Here is a 17,336-nt window from a genome sequence, read left to right as displayed (position 1 = left end):
AATACCGTTTAAATATCTAGAAAAAAGACGCCTATTTTAAACCGTTAACGAATTTCGTTAATTTTGATTTGTTGTTAGCAGCTTTGTTTTTGTGAATTACGTTTTTCTTAGCTAAACGATCTAACATAGAAATTACTTTAGGTAATAACTCAGCACCAGTTTTTTTATCTTCAGCAGCACGTAATCTTTTGATAAAGGTACGTGTAGTTTTTGCTTGATATCTGTTACGTAGACGTTTTGTAGCGTTTGCTCTAATTCTTTTTAAAGACGATTTATGATTTGCCATTGTTGTTTAGCCTTTTATATCTTCTGTGTTAACTATTTTTCGGACTGCAAATATAGAGTTTATGTTTTTAAAATGCAAAATGCTTTTGAAATATTTTTCAGAAATAATGGTAAAATTGAATTAATTGATGAATTACAGTTAAAAATCGAACAAATAATTGAGCACAAACGTTTATAGAAGGCTCAGATTGATTATACATTTGGCATTTAACAAACTCATCTTTACCTATATAATTTATAAAAAATCAACAAAACACTTTCTTTGAATGGCTAAAATGCTATTTTTGAAAAAAACATAGAATTTTGAAGAAACGTATCGCAATTTTTGCTTCAGGCTCAGGATCCAATGCCCAAAAATTAATGGAGCATTTTAAACGCAATACAGAAGTTGAAATTGCATTGGTTTTAACCAACAATTCTGATGCTTATGTATTACAGCGAGCTGATAGTTTTGAAATCCCTTCTCACATTTTCGATAAACACGAATTTTATAAAACCGATAACATTATCGATTTATTAAAAAACTTGAGCATAGATTTAATTGTACTAGCAGGTTTCATGTGGTTAATTCCTAAAAATTTAATTCACGAATATCCAGGAAGAATCATCAACATACATCCCGCTATATTGCCAAAGTTTGGTGGCAAGGGAATGTATGGCGATTTTGTACATAAAGCGGTAATGGAAGCAGGTGAACCTGAAGGCGGAATAACCATCCACTATGTGAACGAAAACTACGATGAGGGCGAATACATTTACCAAGCTAAATACCGAATAGACAAAGGTGATAATTTAGAAATGGTTAAATTTAAAGGTCAACAGTTAGAGCATTTACACTACCCAAGAGTGGTTGAGAGCATTATAAAGAAGATTAAGAAGTAAAAATAGTCAGAAAAGTCGGAGGTCAGAGAAGTCCGAAAGCCAGACCATTTTCCACCTTACATTTTCCATCTTACATTTATTAAATTTTCTTTAAAAAACCTCCTGCAAAAACCATCTCATTTTCTTACCTTTGCGGCTTAAAATAACAGCCCTAATGAGTCAGTCAGTAAAGATCAAAAACGCTTTAATTTCAGTTTATTATAAAGATGGTTTAGCACCATTGGTACAATATTTAGCCCAGCAAGGCGTAACGCTATATTCTACTGGCGGAACCGAACAATTTATCAAGGATTTAAACCTACCTGTTGTAGCTGTTGAAGATTTAACTGGCTACCCTTCTATTTTAGGTGGTAGAGTAAAAACATTACACCCGAAAGTATTTGGCGGAATTTTAAATCGTAGAAGTTTAGCTGGCGACCAAGAGCAAATTGCTCAATATGAAATCCCTGAAATTGATTTAGTAATTGTTGATCTTTATCCTTTTGAGGAAACAGTAAAAGCTGGTGGAACTGATGTTGAGATCATTGAGAAAATTGACATTGGTGGAATTTCATTAATTCGTGCTGCTGCGAAAAACTTTAATGATGTAGTGATCATTGCATCTAAAGATGACTATGGAACTTTATTAAGTGAACTACAAGCTCAAGAAGGTACTACAACTTTAGCTCAACGTAAATCTTATGCTAAAAAAGCTTTCCATACTTCATCTCATTACGATACAGCTATCTTCAATTACTTTAATACTGAAGAGCCTTTAAACGTTTTCAAACAAAGTGTTAAAGAAGCACAAACTTTACGATATGGAGAAAACCCTCATCAACAAGGAACTTTTTATGGAAACTTGGATGAGATGTTTACCAAGTTAAACGGAAAAGAATTAAGTTATAATAACTTAGTAGATGTTGATGCTGCCGTAAGTTTAATTGATGAGTTTACTGAACCAACTTTCGCTATTCTAAAACATACCAATGCTTGCGGATTAGCATCTAGAGCTACTGTTTTAGAAGCCTGGAAAGACGCCTTAGCTTGCGATCCAGTTTCTGCATTTGGCGGTGTATTAATTACCAACCAAGAAGTTGATTTAGCAACTGCCCAAGAAATTAACAACTTATTTTTTGAAGTTTTAATCGCTCCTTCTTACCAAGCAGAAGCAGTAGAATTATTTAAAGCAAAGAAGAACAGAGTGATATTACAACGTAATGAAGTTGAATTGAGCAAAAAACAATTCAAAACTTTGTTAAACGGTGTAATTGAGCAAGATAAAGATTTAAGCATAGAAGCTGCTGACCAGATGACAACCGTTACTGAAAAAGCACCTAGTGAAGCATCAATTAAAGATTTAATCTTCGCTAATAAAATTGTGAAACACACCAAATCTAATACCATCGTTTTTGTAAAAGACAATGTATTAATTGCAAGTGGTGTTGGCCAAACTTCTAGGGTTGATGCTTTGAAACAAGCAGTGGTAAAAGCAGAAGCATTTGGTTTTAGTTTAAAAGATGCAGTCATGGCATCTGATGCATTTTTCCCTTTCCCTGATTGTGTAGAGTTAGCAGCTGAAGCAGGAATTATTGCAGTATTACAACCAGGTGGTTCAATTAAAGACCAAGATTCTATCAATATGGCTAACGAAAAAGGCATTGCGATGGTAACTACTGGTGTTAGACATTTTAAACACTAAGAGAGTTGGGAAAGTCAGGAAGACCGAAAGTCGGAAAGTTGAATAGCTGAAAGACCAAAGACTAAAGCAAATAGTTTATACAACTTGTGCTCCCTCCCTTTTGGGGAGGGCTGGGGTGGGGCCTTTAAAGCGCTTCGCAATTCCCCTCCTTTGGAGGGGTGCCCAAAGGGCGGGGTGGTTTTTTAGGCGATTTGCAACCTTAAATAGTTGCACAAGCCGCTGTAAAATAAACCCGATTGCAGTGGAAATACTTTTTTGTTTTGCTGGCACTTCGACTCCCGAAGAAGTCGGGACAGGTTCGCTCAGTGTGACAGCACAAAAAAGATTGAAACGAAAAGCGGGGCTGAAAAGACCGATGAAATAGCTTATTGATTTTCAAATAATTTGAATAAAATAAATAAGTTGCCTCACTGATTTTTTTAATTTTTAATATAATAAAAAGACTATTTTTACATTTGATATAGTACACATTAACAAGAATAATAATTACAAAATATAAATGGGTTTATTTAATTGGTTTACACAAGAGGTAGCTATTGATTTAGGTACCGCGAACACCCTCATCATACATAACGATAAAGTAGTAGTTGACGAACCTTCGATAGTTGCTTTTGATAGGCAAACAAACAAAATCATTGCTATTGGCCGTCAGGCGATGCAAATGGAAGGTAAAACACACGATAATATTAGAACAGTTAGACCTTTGAAAGATGGCGTAATTGCAGATTTTAATGCTGCAGAAGCGATGATTAAAGGGATGATTAGAATGCTAAATGGTGGAAAAGGATGGATGTTCCCATCTTTGAGAATGGTTATTTGTATTCCTAGTGGGATTACTGAGGTTGAGAAACGTGCGGTTAGAGATAGTGCTGAAATTGCAGGTGCAAAAGAAGTTTATCTGATTCACGAACCAATGGCTGCTGCTGTAGGTATTGGTATCGATGTGGAAGAACCAATGGGGAATATGATCATTGACATAGGTGGTGGAACTACTGAGATTGCGGTTATCGCTTTATCTGGCATTGTATGCGACCAGTCTATCCGCGTTGCGGGAGATAACTTTGATAGTGATATTGTGAACTATATTCGTAGACAACATAACATCATGATTGGCGACCGTACTGCAGAGAAAATCAAAATCGAAGTTGGTGCTGCCTTACCAGAATTAGCTGATCCACCTGCAGATTTCGCAGTACAAGGAAGAGATTTAATGACTGGTGTGCCAAAACAAATTACCGTTTCATATACTGAGATTGCACACTGTTTAGATAAATCTATTTCGAAAATTGAAGAGGCGATTTTAAAAGCTTTAGAGATTACACCTCCAGAACTTTCTGCTGATATTTATCAAACTGGTATTTACTTAACTGGTGGTGGAGCATTGTTACGTGGTTTAGATAAACGTGTAGCTGCAAAAACTAAGTTACCTGTTCACGTTGCAGAAGATCCACTTCGTGCCGTAGTTCGTGGAACTGGTATCGCTTTAAAAAACATTGGTAGTTTTAAATTCCTTATGCAATAAATTAAGTTAGGAGTTGGGAGTACTGAGTTGGGAGTTTCCCCTCATCACTCCGAACTCCAAGCTCCAAACTCATAACTAGAATGCGTAACCTTTGGATTTTCATAAGCAGATATAACGCATTTTTCTTTTTCATCATTTTCTTTACCATTGGCATTATTTTAACGCTTAAAAATAATGCATATCAGCGTAGTATTACCCTAAATTCTACTAACGAAGTTGTGGGAAGTGCTTACGAGCGTTTAAATGTTTTAAAGAGGTATTTAAACTTGGGGCAAGTTAATGATAGCCTCGCCAACGAAAATGCTAAACTAAAAACTGAACTTTTAGCTTTAAAAGAGGTTGATAGTAGTAAAACTGTTGTAGTTAATGATACAGTAAACAATGTTCAATTTACTTATCAATCTGCCAAAGTAATTAAGAATTCTATTAGTCAGCGTAATAATGTAATCACCATAAACAGAGGGAGCCTTGATGGCATTGAAAAAGATATGGCAGTTATTTCTCCTCAAAAAGGAGTTGTTGGTTTTATTTTAGATGTTTCGCCTCATTTAGCAACCATTAGAAGTTTACTACATACCAATACGCCGATTAGCGTAAGTATTAAGAAGAATAATGCATTAGGCTCGTTAGTTTGGGGAGAAGGGAATTTTGATTATAGAAAAGCCTTTGTAAAGGAAATTCCTAATCATTTTAAAACCAATTTAAAAGATACAGTGATAACCTCGGGTTCGGGCGGTTTCCCAAGAGGAATTGAGGTTGGAACAATAAGTAGGAAACTTGAAAATGGTGACCTTGAAATTAACTTATTTAATGATTTTAGTACTTTGCAGTATGTTTATGTAATTAAGAATAAATTAGCTGCCGAACAAAAAGCTTTAGAAACACCAAAATTGCCTAATGAACAGTAAAACCATTTTCTTAAATATATTTAGGTGGATTGTACTTTTGTTTGTGCAAATCTTTTTATTGCGCAATTTAAGTTTCTATAACCTCTCTACCCCTTTCGTTTACGTTTTATTCATACTTGTCCTTCCTTTTAGGATACCGAACCTATTGTTATTTTTAATAGCCTTTTTTACAGGTTTAACATTGGATGCCTTTTACGACACAATGGGTGTTCACGCTTCTGCTTGTGTTGCACTAGCCTTAGTAAGGATTTTATTTATATCCGTTAGTTTAAACCGCGATGCGATTGATGAACCCGAACCTTCATTAGGCAATATGGGTTTTAAGTGGTTTTCTATCTACGCAGTATTATGTATTTTTGTTCATCACTTAGTTTTATTCTTTTTAGAGGCCTTTAAGCTTTCTGAATTAGCCTATACCCTCGGAAGAAGTTTGTTAAGTGTTGTATTTACCATGTTTACTGTGTTACTTGTTGAAGCTATCTTCCACAATAGAAAATCTACTTAATGGATCAACTGTTTAATAGAAAATATATTATTCAAGGTTTATTCGTTCTCATTGCCCTTATTCTTCTGGGCAAGCTTTTTTATATGCAGGTTGTTAGCGATAGGTATTTTTTAAGTGCCAACAATAATGCGCTTCGAAAAATCTATACCTATCCCGCACGTGGTGTAATTTTAGATAGAAACAATAAAGTTCTAGCCCAAAACCAGCCTACTTATGATTTGTTGGTCACCCCAAATCAAGTAAAACCTTTTGACACACTTTCACTTTGCCGTATTATTGGTATTGACACGATTGAGTTCAGGAAAAAGTTTGATAAGGCTGTTTCACAATCGAGGTTTCAGGAATCTATTCTTCAAAAGCTAATTTCTGTTGAGACTTATGCTGCCCTGCAAGAGAAGATGTTTAACTTCAGAGGGTTCAGCGTAAGAAAAAGAACGATTAGATTTTATCCAGATAGTATTGCCGCACAATTTTTAGGTTACATGAGGGAGGTTACGCCTACTGATCTCGAAAAATACCAAGGCTATTATAAACCTGGTGATTATATTGGAAAAGGTGGTATTGAAAAGAAATACGAAATTGATTTGCGAGGAACAAAAGGTGTTACGCACATGCTTTTTAACTCAAAAAACGTAGCGCAAGGAAGTTACAACAATGGGAAATTGGATTCGGCAGCCATCCCAGGCGAACAATTAGTAACCACAATTGATAGTCGGATACAAAAACTTGGTGAAGAACTTTTAGCGCATAAGGTAGGAAGTATTGTAGCTTTAGAACCAAGCACAGGCGAAGTTTTAGCATTTGTAAGTAGCCCTGGTTATGACCCCAATAAATTAGTAGGTAATAATTTTAGCGCTAACTATAGTGAGATAACGGCAAATCCAAATAGGCCGTTTGTGGTTAGACCCATACAAGGTGGATATAGCCCAGGCTCTGCATTTAAACCTTTAGATGCATTAATAGCTTTAAGTGAAGGCGTTGTAGATCCTAACACAACCTTTAACTGTCCTGGTTATTACGTTGCCGGCAATAGAAGATTTAAGTGTGAGCACGTTGACGGGCCAATTGCATTACGCAAAGGAATTGCCAGATCATGCAATACTTATTTCTATACTATTTTCGCAAAGCTGATGACTAAAAATGGCGGCTCTTATGCTAAACAGCAAAGCACTTACGAAGATTGGCAAAAAAAGGTTAGAAAGTTTGGCATAGGAGATACTTTAGGCATAGACTTTCCAGGTGAAAAAGCATATAAGCTTTTTAGAAAGGCAGATTATGACAAACTACATAAGGGAAGGTATTGGGGTAATACGACCATTATGTCTGTGGCTATTGGTCAGGGAGAGATTAACACTACGCCTTTACAAATGGCAAATATTATGGCAATCATTGCCAACAGAGGCTATTATTTGAAACCACACGTAGTTAAGGTGATTGGAAACGGAAAAGGTATTGACCCAAGATTTAAGGAAAAACATTTTGCAGGTATAGACGCAAGATTTTATGAGCCTGTGATAGATGGTATGCAAGATGCGGTAAATACCCCGATTGGAACAGCCATCGAATCAAGGCTGCCAAACATTATAATGTGTGGTAAAACTGGAACTGTACAAAACAGTAGAGGTAAAAACCACTCTGTATTTATTGGTTTCGCACCTAGAGATAATCCTAAAATTGCCATTGCTGTAATTGTAGAAAATGGTGGCTATGGTGGCGCTTACGCTGCACCGATTGCAAGTTTTATTGCAGAGAAGTACTTGACAGATTCGCTTTCAGGAAGAACGATACACGGAAGCACTATTCAAATGTATAAAGATGCCAACTTGCTCCCTAGTTTTTTATCTAAGCCATTTAGGCCGAAAAGTAAAACCGACAGCTTGCTTAATAAAACTGACAGCCTTAAAAAAGCGTTGCCAGTAAAAAATAAGAATACAAACAATGCATTTAATAAAGTAGCTGATAAACCAAGAAACAATGCAGCCTCAAAGTAATAGATTTTTCTTTAACGTAGATTGGATTACCATATTAATCTATGTGGCCTTGTGTGCTATTGGTTTTTTAAATATCTATTCCGTAAAGTTTAATCCAGATAAGTCTGAAGCTTTTAGTTTTGCAGCCGAATATGGCAAACAGCTTATTTTTATCATCACAGGACTGGTTTTAGGCCTCTCTATTTTATTATTGGATGCTAAGTTCTTCAGCGTCTTTGCCCCAATTATTTATGGTGTAACCGTGCTATTGCTACTTGCTGTTTTGGTTGTGGGAAAAAATGTTGGGGGTAATCAGGCGTGGATCGCTATTGGCTCTTTTCGCTTACAACCGTCAGAATTTGCCAAATTCGGAACAGCACTTTTATTGGCGAGATATATAAGTTCGTTTAACCCAAAGCTTACTACATTAAGACCTGTATTAATTGCCGCAGCCATCATAGGAATACCGATGTGTTTGATCATGCTTCAGCCAGATGCTGGCTCAATGTTGGTTTTCTTGTCGTTCATGTTCCCATTATACAGGGAAGGGTTATCAGGTTACTTGCTGATTATTTTTTGGGGATTAGTTACCCTATTTATCCTTAACCTCTTCTTATCACCGTTTTTATTGATTTCCTCAATTCTGATAATTGGTGCCTTGTTTATTTATAACAACAGAAAAAAGCAACAGCGAATAATTAACATTACCATCATTACAGTTGTAGCCATCGGTTATCTTTTTGTGGCTAAATTTCTGTTCAATAATGTTTTACAAACGCACCAAAGAGCACGGATTGAGTTAATTTTAGGACTTAAGACAGATAATCAAGGTGTTGGTTATAATGTAAGGCAGTCGCAAATTGCAATTGGCGCTGGTCAATTAACAGGACGGGGCTGGAAAGAAGGAACACAAACCAAATTGCGTTATGTACCTGAGCAAAGTACAGATTTTATATTTTCAACCGTAGGCGAAGAATGGGGATTTGTAGGCTGTTTTGTAGTAATTGGACTTTATATATTTATGTTGCTTAGGATATTAAATATTGCTGAGCGACAAAAATCTACGTTTTCAAGAGTATATGGTTATTCCATTGCCTGCATTATTTTCTTCCACGTATTTATTAATATAGGAATGGCCATTGGGTTAATGCCAGTAATCGGTATTCCCTTACCATTTATTAGTTACGGAGGGTCATCACTTTGGAGCTTTACAATTTTGTTGTTTATCTTCTTAAAGCTTGATTCGAATAGGATGGGATTTATTTAAAGCCCCTCCCAACCTCCCCAAAGAGGAGGAGAACATGTTTGATAAACAAGTCGTCTAAAAAAATCTATTTCTTTTTAAAAAGCTGAGCCGAAATTTAATCCTTAAATCTGCTATTTAGTAGTGTGTAAAACTTATCTACAGTAGCTTGTTTTTCTGCCCAGTTATTTTTAACAGCGTAATTCTTCTGGAAAAAGTTATCAGCTGCTTCAAAGTTGGGGAGTTTGTTGGCTAAATCAATTGCTTCTGCATAAGCCAAATTATAACCATTGAATAAGTCTTTGATGTAAAGCAACTTGTCATTTAGATTAATGGCTTGTTTTAAATCTTTAACTACAACATTTGTTGTTGCATTGATATTTTCGCCTCTTGATTTTGCTAATAAGTCGTTTAGTGTCGGCTTGTAAGTCGGATCTTCAACTGGCTCTACTTTGTTAACAACAATATTTTCAATAGGTGCAACTTCCAATTCAAGATCTTCCTTTTCAATTGGGAATTCCTCTTCTTCTATTACTTCTTGTTTAGTAACCAAAAAAGGTTCTGGACCAATTTCATCTTCTTCTTGTTCTACAATATCTGATATCGGTTGTTCTCTTAATTTTCTTTTTTGTTCAATGATTCGCTCTTCTTCTTCGCTCAACGGACGATTAAATAACTCATCAACACTTTTCTCTTCAAATTCGAATTTTTCGTGCTCAGCATGATCATTTAAAATAAATTCGAAAGTAGAGGGTTCATTATCTAGCTTAAAAACTTCATGCTCAATTTCTTCAAAATGAATTAAAGGTTCTTCTTTCTCTAAAACAACTTCTTGCTCCTCTTCTTTTTGATCTGCAAAAGTTATATCCTCAATCATACACTCTTCTTGTGTATCATCATTGGTAAAAGTAACTGTATTTTCAACATCAGGTACTTCTTCATCGGCAGGTGCCAAAACTAGAGGTGGCTGCTGATTGGCATTTATCTTTTTGATGATTTGTACGTGGTCTGCCAAGAAGTTTGCATTAGCATGAAAAAGCTCTAGCTCTAACTCACTGAGTTGTTGCGGGTTTTGAGCTAAGAATTGATATTGCTCATTCAATTCAGTTAATATCAATCCTAATTTCTTAAAAAGATCTGCTTGGTTCATCATAGTAACTTAACGAAAAAATGGGTGATTTATGTTAATAAATGACAATCAAAAGTACTATAAAATTCTTTTATATTTGGCTAAAATACCTTTACAAATGTTATTCAGCGAGCAAAACTTTAGAAGAGGAGAATTTTGTGGAAGCATAGAAGTAATTTGCGGCTCCATGTTCTCTGGTAAAACGGAAGAATTAATTAGAAGATTAAAAAGAGCACAGATTGCAAAGCTGAATGTAGAGATATTTAAACCCAAAACAGATACTAGATACGATGAAACTGCTGTTGTTTCACACGATTTAAACTCTATCCAATCAACACCTGTTGACAGCTCTTCTGCCATTTTATTATTAGGTGCAAATACACAAGTTGTAGGAATTGATGAAGCCCAATTCTTCGATGAAGAACTACCAGACGTTTGTAATAAATTAGCTTTAAAAGGAATAAGGGTAATTATTGCTGGCTTAGATATGGATTTCTTGGGCAAACCATTCGGCCCAATGCCTGCTTTGTTAGCTATAGCAGAACATGTAACTAAGGTAAATGCAGTTTGTATGCAATGTGGAAGCCCTGCTGTTTATTCTTACCGTACGGTTGTAAATGATGCCAAAATCCTTCTAGGCGAAAAAGATAGTTATGAGCCTAGATGTAGGGCTTGTTATAATACGATGGGCTAAAGAAGTCTTGAGTCGGTAGTCAAGAGTCATCAGTCTATTTAACTTTAATTATGAAAATCTTAAACGATAATACGCCTACAAGCGAATTGACCCAAGTTAAAGTTGGTGATTCAATTAGCAATGGCATTGGTACTTTTGGTGAAGTAGAGGATATCAAATTTGAAGATGGTGATGGCTTTTGGGAGTTTACTTTTTCGTTGATTGGTGGCGGATTTATTCAAGTGAGAAAGACAAGGACCACTTGTTGATAGTAGTTTAAAATCAATGATAGTTGCTCTAATCGTACTTATACAATGGACAAATAGTTATAGTATAAACGCAATCCAAGCCAAAACAAAAGACACAAAATAGCTATCAGTAAAAATTCTCTTTTGGTATAACTCTTAATTAATTTTAGAAATAGAAAAAACGCAATAATATTTATCGTAAAGAATATTATATTTAAGATAACCTCGTCTATTGTATGATCACTAGCAGAGCCATAACCTCTTAAAAATGCTGTTAAAAGAAATAATCCCCTTAATATAAAGGTTATCAAAACATAAAAAATTAAACGAAAATAAAATGATTTATCCATACTCTTTATTTTGAAGTATTCTTTATAGATTGATTAAATAATGCCAAATTAAGTCGCACAAGCCAAATTACAACAATTAAATCATCTGTCTCTTTTACCCCTTAATATTGTCGTTTTTACCCCAATAATTAGTTGAAATAATTTCGAACTTAGTATAAACTAAATATAGAAATTATGACAAAAGAGATTTGGGCTAACTTGCCAGTGGCAGATATCAGTAGATCAGTTGAATTCTTCAGCAAGATGGGCTTTAAAAAAAATGAGAGATTTCCATTTTCCGATACCATGGCATCCTTCTTTATTGGCGAGAAAAGCAAATTTGTAATGATGTTATTTAGAAACGACATCATTGAAGGGTTTTGCGGAAACAAGATTTCAGATACCTCAAAAGGAACAGAAGTTTTGTTTTCTATTGATGCCGAAAGCCCAGCAGAAGTTGATGAAATGTTGCAAAAAGCCGAAGATGCAGGCGGTAAAATTTATGCCAAAGGCGGAGAAAAAGATGGCTGGATGTATGGTGGTGGATTCATCGACCTTGATGGACATAGATGGAACCTTTTACATATGGACTTTAGTAAAATGTCTTCTTAAGTTTTGAGTTGGGAGTCACTAGTCAAGAGTCTGTTTAACTAAAATATACTAATTACTAAATATTTATACTATGGAATTTAATATTGAAATCAATGCATCGAGAGAAAAAGTATGGGATGTACTTTTTGGCGAAAAAACCTATCCAATTTGGACCGCAGCTTTTGGCGAAGGTTCGAGAGTAGAAACTGATTGGCAAAAAGGAAGCAAGGCTTTATTTCTTGGTTCTGAAGATAGCGGGATGGTTTCTAGAATTAATGATGCCGTACCCAACGAATATATGTCTATTGAGCATTTAGGAATGATTAAAAATGGCATTGAAGACTTCGACAGTGACGAGGTTAAGCGCTGGGCTGGTGCTAAAGAAAACTATACCCTAACAGATTTAGGAGGAAAAACCAATCTGCATATTTTCATGGAAATGGAAGAATCTGAAGAAAACACGCAAATGATAGAGATGTTTGCTGGTATGTGGCCTAAGGCTTTAGCCAAAGTAAAAGAGTTAGCTGAAGGATAAACAGCAGTTTTTTAAACGGAAATGTCACATTGAGCGTAGTCGAAATGCTTTCTATTAGATTTAGAAAGTAGGCTTCGACTACGCTCAGCCTGACAACATCATTATCTACCCTATCCTACTACCCGTATTAATTACTTTAACGCCATTAAAACGAGTTGTAGCACTGCCGTGAGAAACTGCACTTGCCTGACTAGGTTGTCCTTTGCCATCTGAAAAAGTTCCGCCTAGTCTATAATCGCCTTTGCCACAAACTTTGACACAAGCATTCCAAAATTCTTGTGTATTGGATTGGTAAGAAGCATCCTTAAACATACCTACTATTTTCCCTTCCTTAACTTCGTAAGCTAATTGTGCACTGAATTGGAAATTATATCGCTGTTGATCAATTGAATAAGAATTACGTCCAAACATATAAATTCCCTTTTCTACATCCTTAACCATATCCGCAGCAGTTAATTCTGTGTTACTTGGTGCAAGAGATACATTTGGCATTCTTTGGAATTGAATGCTTTCCCAACTATCTGCGTAACAACAACCTTGTGATGCTGCCAATCCCAATATATGAGCTTGATCACGTATGGTTTGATAGTTAACCAAAATTCCGTTTTTAATGATATCCCATTTGCCACATTTTACACCTTCATCATCATATCCTACTGCCCCTAATGAACCAACTTCCAACTTATCAGCTACTATGTTTACTTGTTCGCTACCAAAGTTGAATTTTTTACTTTCCCATTTGTCTAAAGTTAAAAAACTTGTACCTGCAAAATTCGCTTCATAGCCTAATACTCTATCCAACTCTGTCGGATGACCAACAGATTCATGGATGGTTAAGAAAAGGTGCGAAGGATCTAATATCAAATCGTATTTACCTGCCGGAACTGGCTTTGCTTTTAGTTTTTCGGTTACGTGTACGGTTGCTTCTTTCACATCCTCAAACATATCGTAACGTTTTTTGTACATCGTTACTGGGCCACCTTTTATCTTCTCGCTATCTTTAGGAGTTAAGTATTCAAATCCCATCCCCATTGGTGCACTTAAAGCATTACGGGTTTCAAATTTACCACTCGCAGAGTCAATTTTAGTAACCGTAAAAGTAGGCCATATTCTATGGATATCTTGATCAATATAAGAACCATCTGTTGATGCAAAATATTTCTGCTCATTGATCATAAACAAATTGGAGTTTACATATTTCGCTCCCCCTTTAAGCGCTTCGGCATTTACATTTAGTAATAATTCTACCTTTTGAGGAATAGGAACTTCGAACGAGTTAACTTCAAGTGGTGTTTTCCAACTCACTTCTCCATATCCTTTTTGTGGTGCCAGCTGCACAGGCTCAGTCATTAATTTAGAGTTACCTTTTGCTATGGCAACCGCTAGTTCGGCAGCTTTGGCAATGCTATCATTATCTAAATTATTAGTAGCCGCAAAGCCCCATGACCCGTTAGCTAAAACCCTAACGCCCATACCATACGATTCTCCATTTGCTACGTTTTCTACTCGTGCATCTCTTGTCGCTATAACCTGATTCAAGTATCTCCCAATGCGAACATCGGCATAAGTTGCACCCTTAGACTTGGCAGCATTAAGAGCTACATCAGCCATTTGTTTTTTTAGCTTTACATCTATTGGCGTTAAGGCTTCTTCAACAGAAATTAACCTACCAAAAGTATTTAGGCTAGGCAACATTGCTGCACCTGTGCCTACACCTGTCATGTATAAAAAATCTCTTCTTCTCAATTTCTTGGTTTTATTTGAATAAAGCCACTTGGGCCTATCGAAACTGCATCTAAGTATTTACTCAGTCCTTCGACAGGCTCAGGATGACAAATTTTATAATAATGATCAGCTAATTAAATTGCGTCAGACAATGATGAAAAAGTAAAGTCTTTTATTTTCATTGGAGGAATCATTCCACTACCTGTTCTAACTGGTTTACCTAAAGCCTCTACATTATTTAGCATAATTACCGGACTTTCATTAAACCTAAAGTTTTTAATAGGGAATTTGATTTCGCCGTTTTCAATGTAGAAAGTACCATCACGTGTAAGTCCTGTAAGTAATAATGTTTGTGGGTCTACTGAACGGATATACCAAAAACGAGTAACTAAAATTCCTTTTTCGGTGCTTTTGATTAAGTCCTGCAAAGATTGCGTTCCACCTTCAATTACCATACTTCTTCCAAATGGCACAGGTTCTACACCTTTTTTCTCTGCCCAAAATCTAGAGTAAGCTAAGTTTTTAACTACACCATTTTTAACCCAATCTGTTCTTTTTAATGCTAAACCATCACCATTCCAAGTAGCAGAAGGTAATTCAGGATTCATTGGATCAGAGTAGATATTTACGTTTTCAGAAAACAATTGCTCTCCTAAACGAGTTCCTCCTCCTTTTTTACTCATGAAACTTCTTCCTTCATCAGCGCTGCGGGCATCAAAACCTCTAAACATATTGCTTAAAATATCACTAGCTGCTAATGGTTCTAATATCACTGTATATTTTCCTGGTTCAATGGCTTTTGCACCTGCAGAACCTGTGGCTTTGCTAGCCGCAATCTTGCTTAATGCAAGCACATCCATTTTACTCAAATCGTTGAAATCTTGCTCTACATAGCCAGAACCTGTTCCCTCTTTATTCCTAATGGTAACCGAGAATGAAACATTGGTCGATTTGTTATAAGCAAACAAACCCTTAGAGTTCATTACCGAATTAAAACGAGTAGAATTTTCTAAAAATCCTGCAGCATCTAAATTAGCAGCCTTTGCTACACCTAAACTTTTACCAACCATTTCTGCTCTGGTATCAGGCGTCATGGCAGCTGTATTTTCATTGTATGTTTTCGATTCTTGAAAAGTCTGAGCACCTAACAAAGGCATAAACTCAGGGTTCTCTGGTGCAAGCATTGCTAATTCTTCAGCTCTGCTTATTACTTTTTTAAGCGAAGCATCATCAAATTCGTTAATAGATGCTGATCCAGTTTTTTTACCAAAGGTTGAGTTTACCGATAAACTCATCACGTTTACTTGTCCTGCAGTAGAAACAGCATTACGAGCGTAACGGATATTACCACCGTTAGATCCATTCAAACTCACTTCACATGAATCTGCCTTAGAAAAGCTGAGTACTTTTTTTAATATTGCTTGGGCTTCTTCTTTACTTAATATGGCCATAATTATATTTTTCTAGCTGTATTGATAACATTAACTCCATTAAATCTTGTTGTAGAACTACCGTGAGAAACGGCACTACTTTGTCCAGGTTGTCCTTTACCATCGTTAAATGAACCACCTAAACGATAATCACTTTCATCGCAAATTGCTGAACATGAATTCCAGAACTCTTGAGTATTTGATTGGTAAGCCACATCGTTAAGCATACCTACAATTTTACCTTCCTTGATTTCATAATATAACTGACCGCCAAATTGGAAATTGTAGCGTTGCTGATCTATGGAATAACTTCCATCACCAATAATATAAACGCCTTTTTCTACATTTTTGATCATGTCGTCCACACTTAATTTTGCTTGACCAGATGCTAATGAAACATTTGGCATGCGCTGAAATTGAACATCATTCCACCCTTGTGAATAACAGCAACCCTGCGATTCTGTTAAGCCAATAATATGGGCTTGATCTCTAATGGCTTGGTAGTTAACTAAAACTCCATCTTTAATTAAATTCCACTGTTTGCATTTTACTCCCTCATCATCATAACCTACTGCGCCTAAAGAGCCAACTTGAGTTTTATCTGCAATGATGTTTACTTTATCGCTACCAAATTTGAATTTCTTAGACTGCCATTTATCCAAGGTTAAGAAACTAGTACCTGCATAATTTGCCTCATAACCTAAAACGCGGTCTAACTCAGTCGGGTGACCAACAGATTCGTGAATAGTTAACCACAAATGTGATGGGTCTAAAACTAAATCATATTTACCAGCCTCTACAGATTTTGCAGTAATTTTTTCTTTGGCTACACGAGTGGCTTCTTTCACATCACCCAGTATATCGTACCTACCTTTGTAGCGAGTAATTACACCACTTACTTTATCTTCTGGTCTGGCATTCATGTACTCATAACCCATACCCATTGGCGAACTTAATGCCGACTGAGTTTTGAATTTACCTGATGCCCTATCGATAACCGTTACTCCAAATGTTGGATAAATACGATGAATATCTTGATCTATATATGAGCCATCGGTTGAAGCAAAGTATTTTTGCTCATTCACTGCAAATAGTGCTGCATTTATAAAACTAGCTCCATTCTGGATGGCAATATCATTTACATTTAATAGCAAGTCTACCTTTTCTTTGATGGGAACTTCAAATGAATTGATCTCCAAAGGCGTTTTCCAGCTTACTTCGCCAAAGCCTTTTTGGGGTGCTAATTGAACAGCCTCACCCTGAATTTTAGCATTTGCTTTTGCAACCGCAACAGCTTCTTCAGCAGTTTTAGCAATAGATTCCTTGGTTACTGTATTGGTAGCAGCAAAGCCCCAACATCCGTTAGCAATAACACGAATACCTACACCAAAAGATTCAGTATTGGCTACTCCTTGCACACGTTTGTCTCTAGTAGAAACAAATTGATTTAAATAACGACCAATACGAACATCTGTATAAGTTGCTCCTTTAGCTTTTGCTGCATTTAAAGCAACATCAGCTAGTTCTTTTTTGATTTTTACGTCTATTTTATCGAGGGCTTGTAAAGGGTCGATCGGATTTGCATAGGCCGAGAAATCCGGCAAAAGCAAAGCACTTGCACCTATGCCAGATAAGTAGAGAAAGTCTTTTCTTTTCAAAGCTGTTTAGTTTTAGTTTATC

The 17,336-nt window shown here is 36.0% G+C and carries 16 protein-coding genes; 11 read left to right on the top strand and 5 right to left on the bottom strand.

The annotated features are described in order from the left end of the window. Positions 1-31: 31 nt before the first annotated feature. A complete protein-coding gene (gene rpsT, locus R2Q59_RS19755; RefSeq protein WP_055132277.1) occupies positions 32-286 on the bottom strand; it encodes a 30S ribosomal protein S20 in 255 nt (84 codons plus the stop codon). A 302-nt stretch (positions 287-588) separates the two neighbouring features. On the opposite strand from rpsT, the gene purN reads away from it, so the two are divergent. The 7 genes from purN to rodA all read left to right on the top strand — a co-directional run bounded on the left by purN (position 589) and on the right by rodA (position 9,020). After that, positions 589-1,167 (top strand): phosphoribosylglycinamide formyltransferase, encoded by a 579-nt coding sequence (gene purN, locus R2Q59_RS19750; RefSeq protein ID WP_131555668.1) that lies wholly within the window; start codon positions 589-591, stop codon positions 1,165-1,167. Positions 1,168-1,321: 154 nt separating this feature from the next. Next, positions 1,322-2,848: a bifunctional phosphoribosylaminoimidazolecarboxamide formyltransferase/IMP cyclohydrolase gene (purH, locus tag R2Q59_RS19745; RefSeq protein ID WP_316772091.1), complete on the top strand. Its 1,527-nt coding sequence runs from the start codon at positions 1,322-1,324 to the stop codon at positions 2,846-2,848. 499 nt (positions 2,849-3,347) lie between these two features. Further along, positions 3,348-4,370: a rod shape-determining protein gene (locus tag R2Q59_RS19740; RefSeq protein ID WP_182923749.1), complete on the top strand. Its 1,023-nt coding sequence runs from the start codon at positions 3,348-3,350 to the stop codon at positions 4,368-4,370. Between the two features lie 80 nt (positions 4,371-4,450). Further along, on the top strand, positions 4,451-5,278 hold the full coding sequence (gene mreC / locus R2Q59_RS19735) for a rod shape-determining protein MreC (protein WP_316772087.1): 828 nt from the start codon (positions 4,451-4,453) through the stop codon (positions 5,276-5,278). Then, the gene (locus R2Q59_RS19730; RefSeq protein ID WP_316772084.1) at positions 5,268-5,783 is read left to right on the top strand and encodes a rod shape-determining protein MreD; all 516 of its coding nucleotides are present in this window, start codon (positions 5,268-5,270) and stop codon (positions 5,781-5,783) included. Before mreC ends, R2Q59_RS19730 begins: the two co-directional genes overlap by 11 nt. Then, positions 5,783-7,774: a penicillin-binding protein 2 gene (gene mrdA, locus R2Q59_RS19725; RefSeq protein ID WP_316787152.1), complete on the top strand. Its 1,992-nt coding sequence runs from the start codon at positions 5,783-5,785 to the stop codon at positions 7,772-7,774. Before R2Q59_RS19730 ends, mrdA begins: the two co-directional genes overlap by 1 nt. Further along, on the top strand, positions 7,758-9,020 hold the full coding sequence (rodA, locus tag R2Q59_RS19720; protein ID WP_316787151.1) for a rod shape-determining protein RodA: 1,263 nt from the start codon (positions 7,758-7,760) through the stop codon (positions 9,018-9,020). The genes mrdA and rodA overlap by 17 nt, the downstream gene beginning before the upstream one ends. 94 nt (positions 9,021-9,114) lie before the next feature. Here the strand turns inward: rodA and R2Q59_RS19715 are convergent, their stop codons facing one another. Continuing rightward, the gene (locus tag R2Q59_RS19715) at positions 9,115-10,149 is read right to left on the bottom strand and encodes a hypothetical protein (protein WP_316787150.1); all 1,035 of its coding nucleotides are present in this window, start codon (positions 10,147-10,149) and stop codon (positions 9,115-9,117) included. Positions 10,150-10,243: 94 nt separating this feature from the next. Here R2Q59_RS19715 and R2Q59_RS19710 point away from each other — a divergent pair, with 94 nt between their 5' ends. The 4 genes from R2Q59_RS19710 (at position 10,244) to R2Q59_RS19695 (ending at position 12,501) form a co-directional block, all read left to right on the top strand. Continuing rightward, entirely contained in the window at positions 10,244-10,819 is a 576-nt protein-coding gene (locus R2Q59_RS19710; RefSeq protein ID WP_316772600.1) for a thymidine kinase, read from the top strand. 50 nt (positions 10,820-10,869) lie between these two features. Next, entirely contained in the window at positions 10,870-11,067 is a 198-nt protein-coding gene (locus tag R2Q59_RS19705) for a hypothetical protein (RefSeq protein WP_316787149.1), read from the top strand. 503 nt (positions 11,068-11,570) lie between these two features. Next, complete coding sequence (locus tag R2Q59_RS19700; protein ID WP_316772069.1) at positions 11,571-11,987, top strand: VOC family protein; 417 nt, start codon at positions 11,571-11,573, stop codon at positions 11,985-11,987. A gap of 70 nt (positions 11,988-12,057) precedes the next feature. After that, positions 12,058-12,501 carry an SRPBCC domain-containing protein gene (locus R2Q59_RS19695; protein ID WP_316787147.1) on the top strand — a complete coding sequence of 148 codons (444 nt, stop codon included), beginning with the start codon at positions 12,058-12,060 and terminating at the stop codon, positions 12,499-12,501. A 105-nt stretch (positions 12,502-12,606) separates the two neighbouring features. On the opposite strand, the gene R2Q59_RS19690 is transcribed toward R2Q59_RS19695, so the two are convergent. The 3 genes from R2Q59_RS19690 to R2Q59_RS19680 all read right to left on the bottom strand — a co-directional run bounded on the left by R2Q59_RS19690 (position 12,607) and on the right by R2Q59_RS19680 (position 17,314). After that, positions 12,607-14,247: a TldD/PmbA family protein gene (locus R2Q59_RS19690; RefSeq protein ID WP_316787145.1), complete on the bottom strand. Its 1,641-nt coding sequence runs from the start codon at positions 14,245-14,247 to the stop codon at positions 12,607-12,609. 113 nt (positions 14,248-14,360) lie between these two features. Continuing rightward, a complete protein-coding gene (locus R2Q59_RS19685; RefSeq protein WP_316787144.1) occupies positions 14,361-15,677 on the bottom strand; it encodes a TldD/PmbA family protein in 1,317 nt (438 codons plus the stop codon). Positions 15,678-15,679: 2 nt separating this feature from the next. After that, a complete protein-coding gene (locus tag R2Q59_RS19680; RefSeq protein WP_316787142.1) occupies positions 15,680-17,314 on the bottom strand; it encodes a TldD/PmbA family protein in 1,635 nt (544 codons plus the stop codon). Positions 17,315-17,336: the final 22 nt, after the last annotated feature.

Origin of the sequence: Pedobacter frigiditerrae (genome assembly GCF_032678705.1) — a bacterium.
Lineage (GTDB): Bacteria > Bacteroidota > Bacteroidia > Sphingobacteriales > Sphingobacteriaceae > Pedobacter > Pedobacter frigiditerrae_A.
Note: the sequence above shows the minus strand (reverse complement) of the source record. Positions and strands in the feature narration are given on the sequence as shown.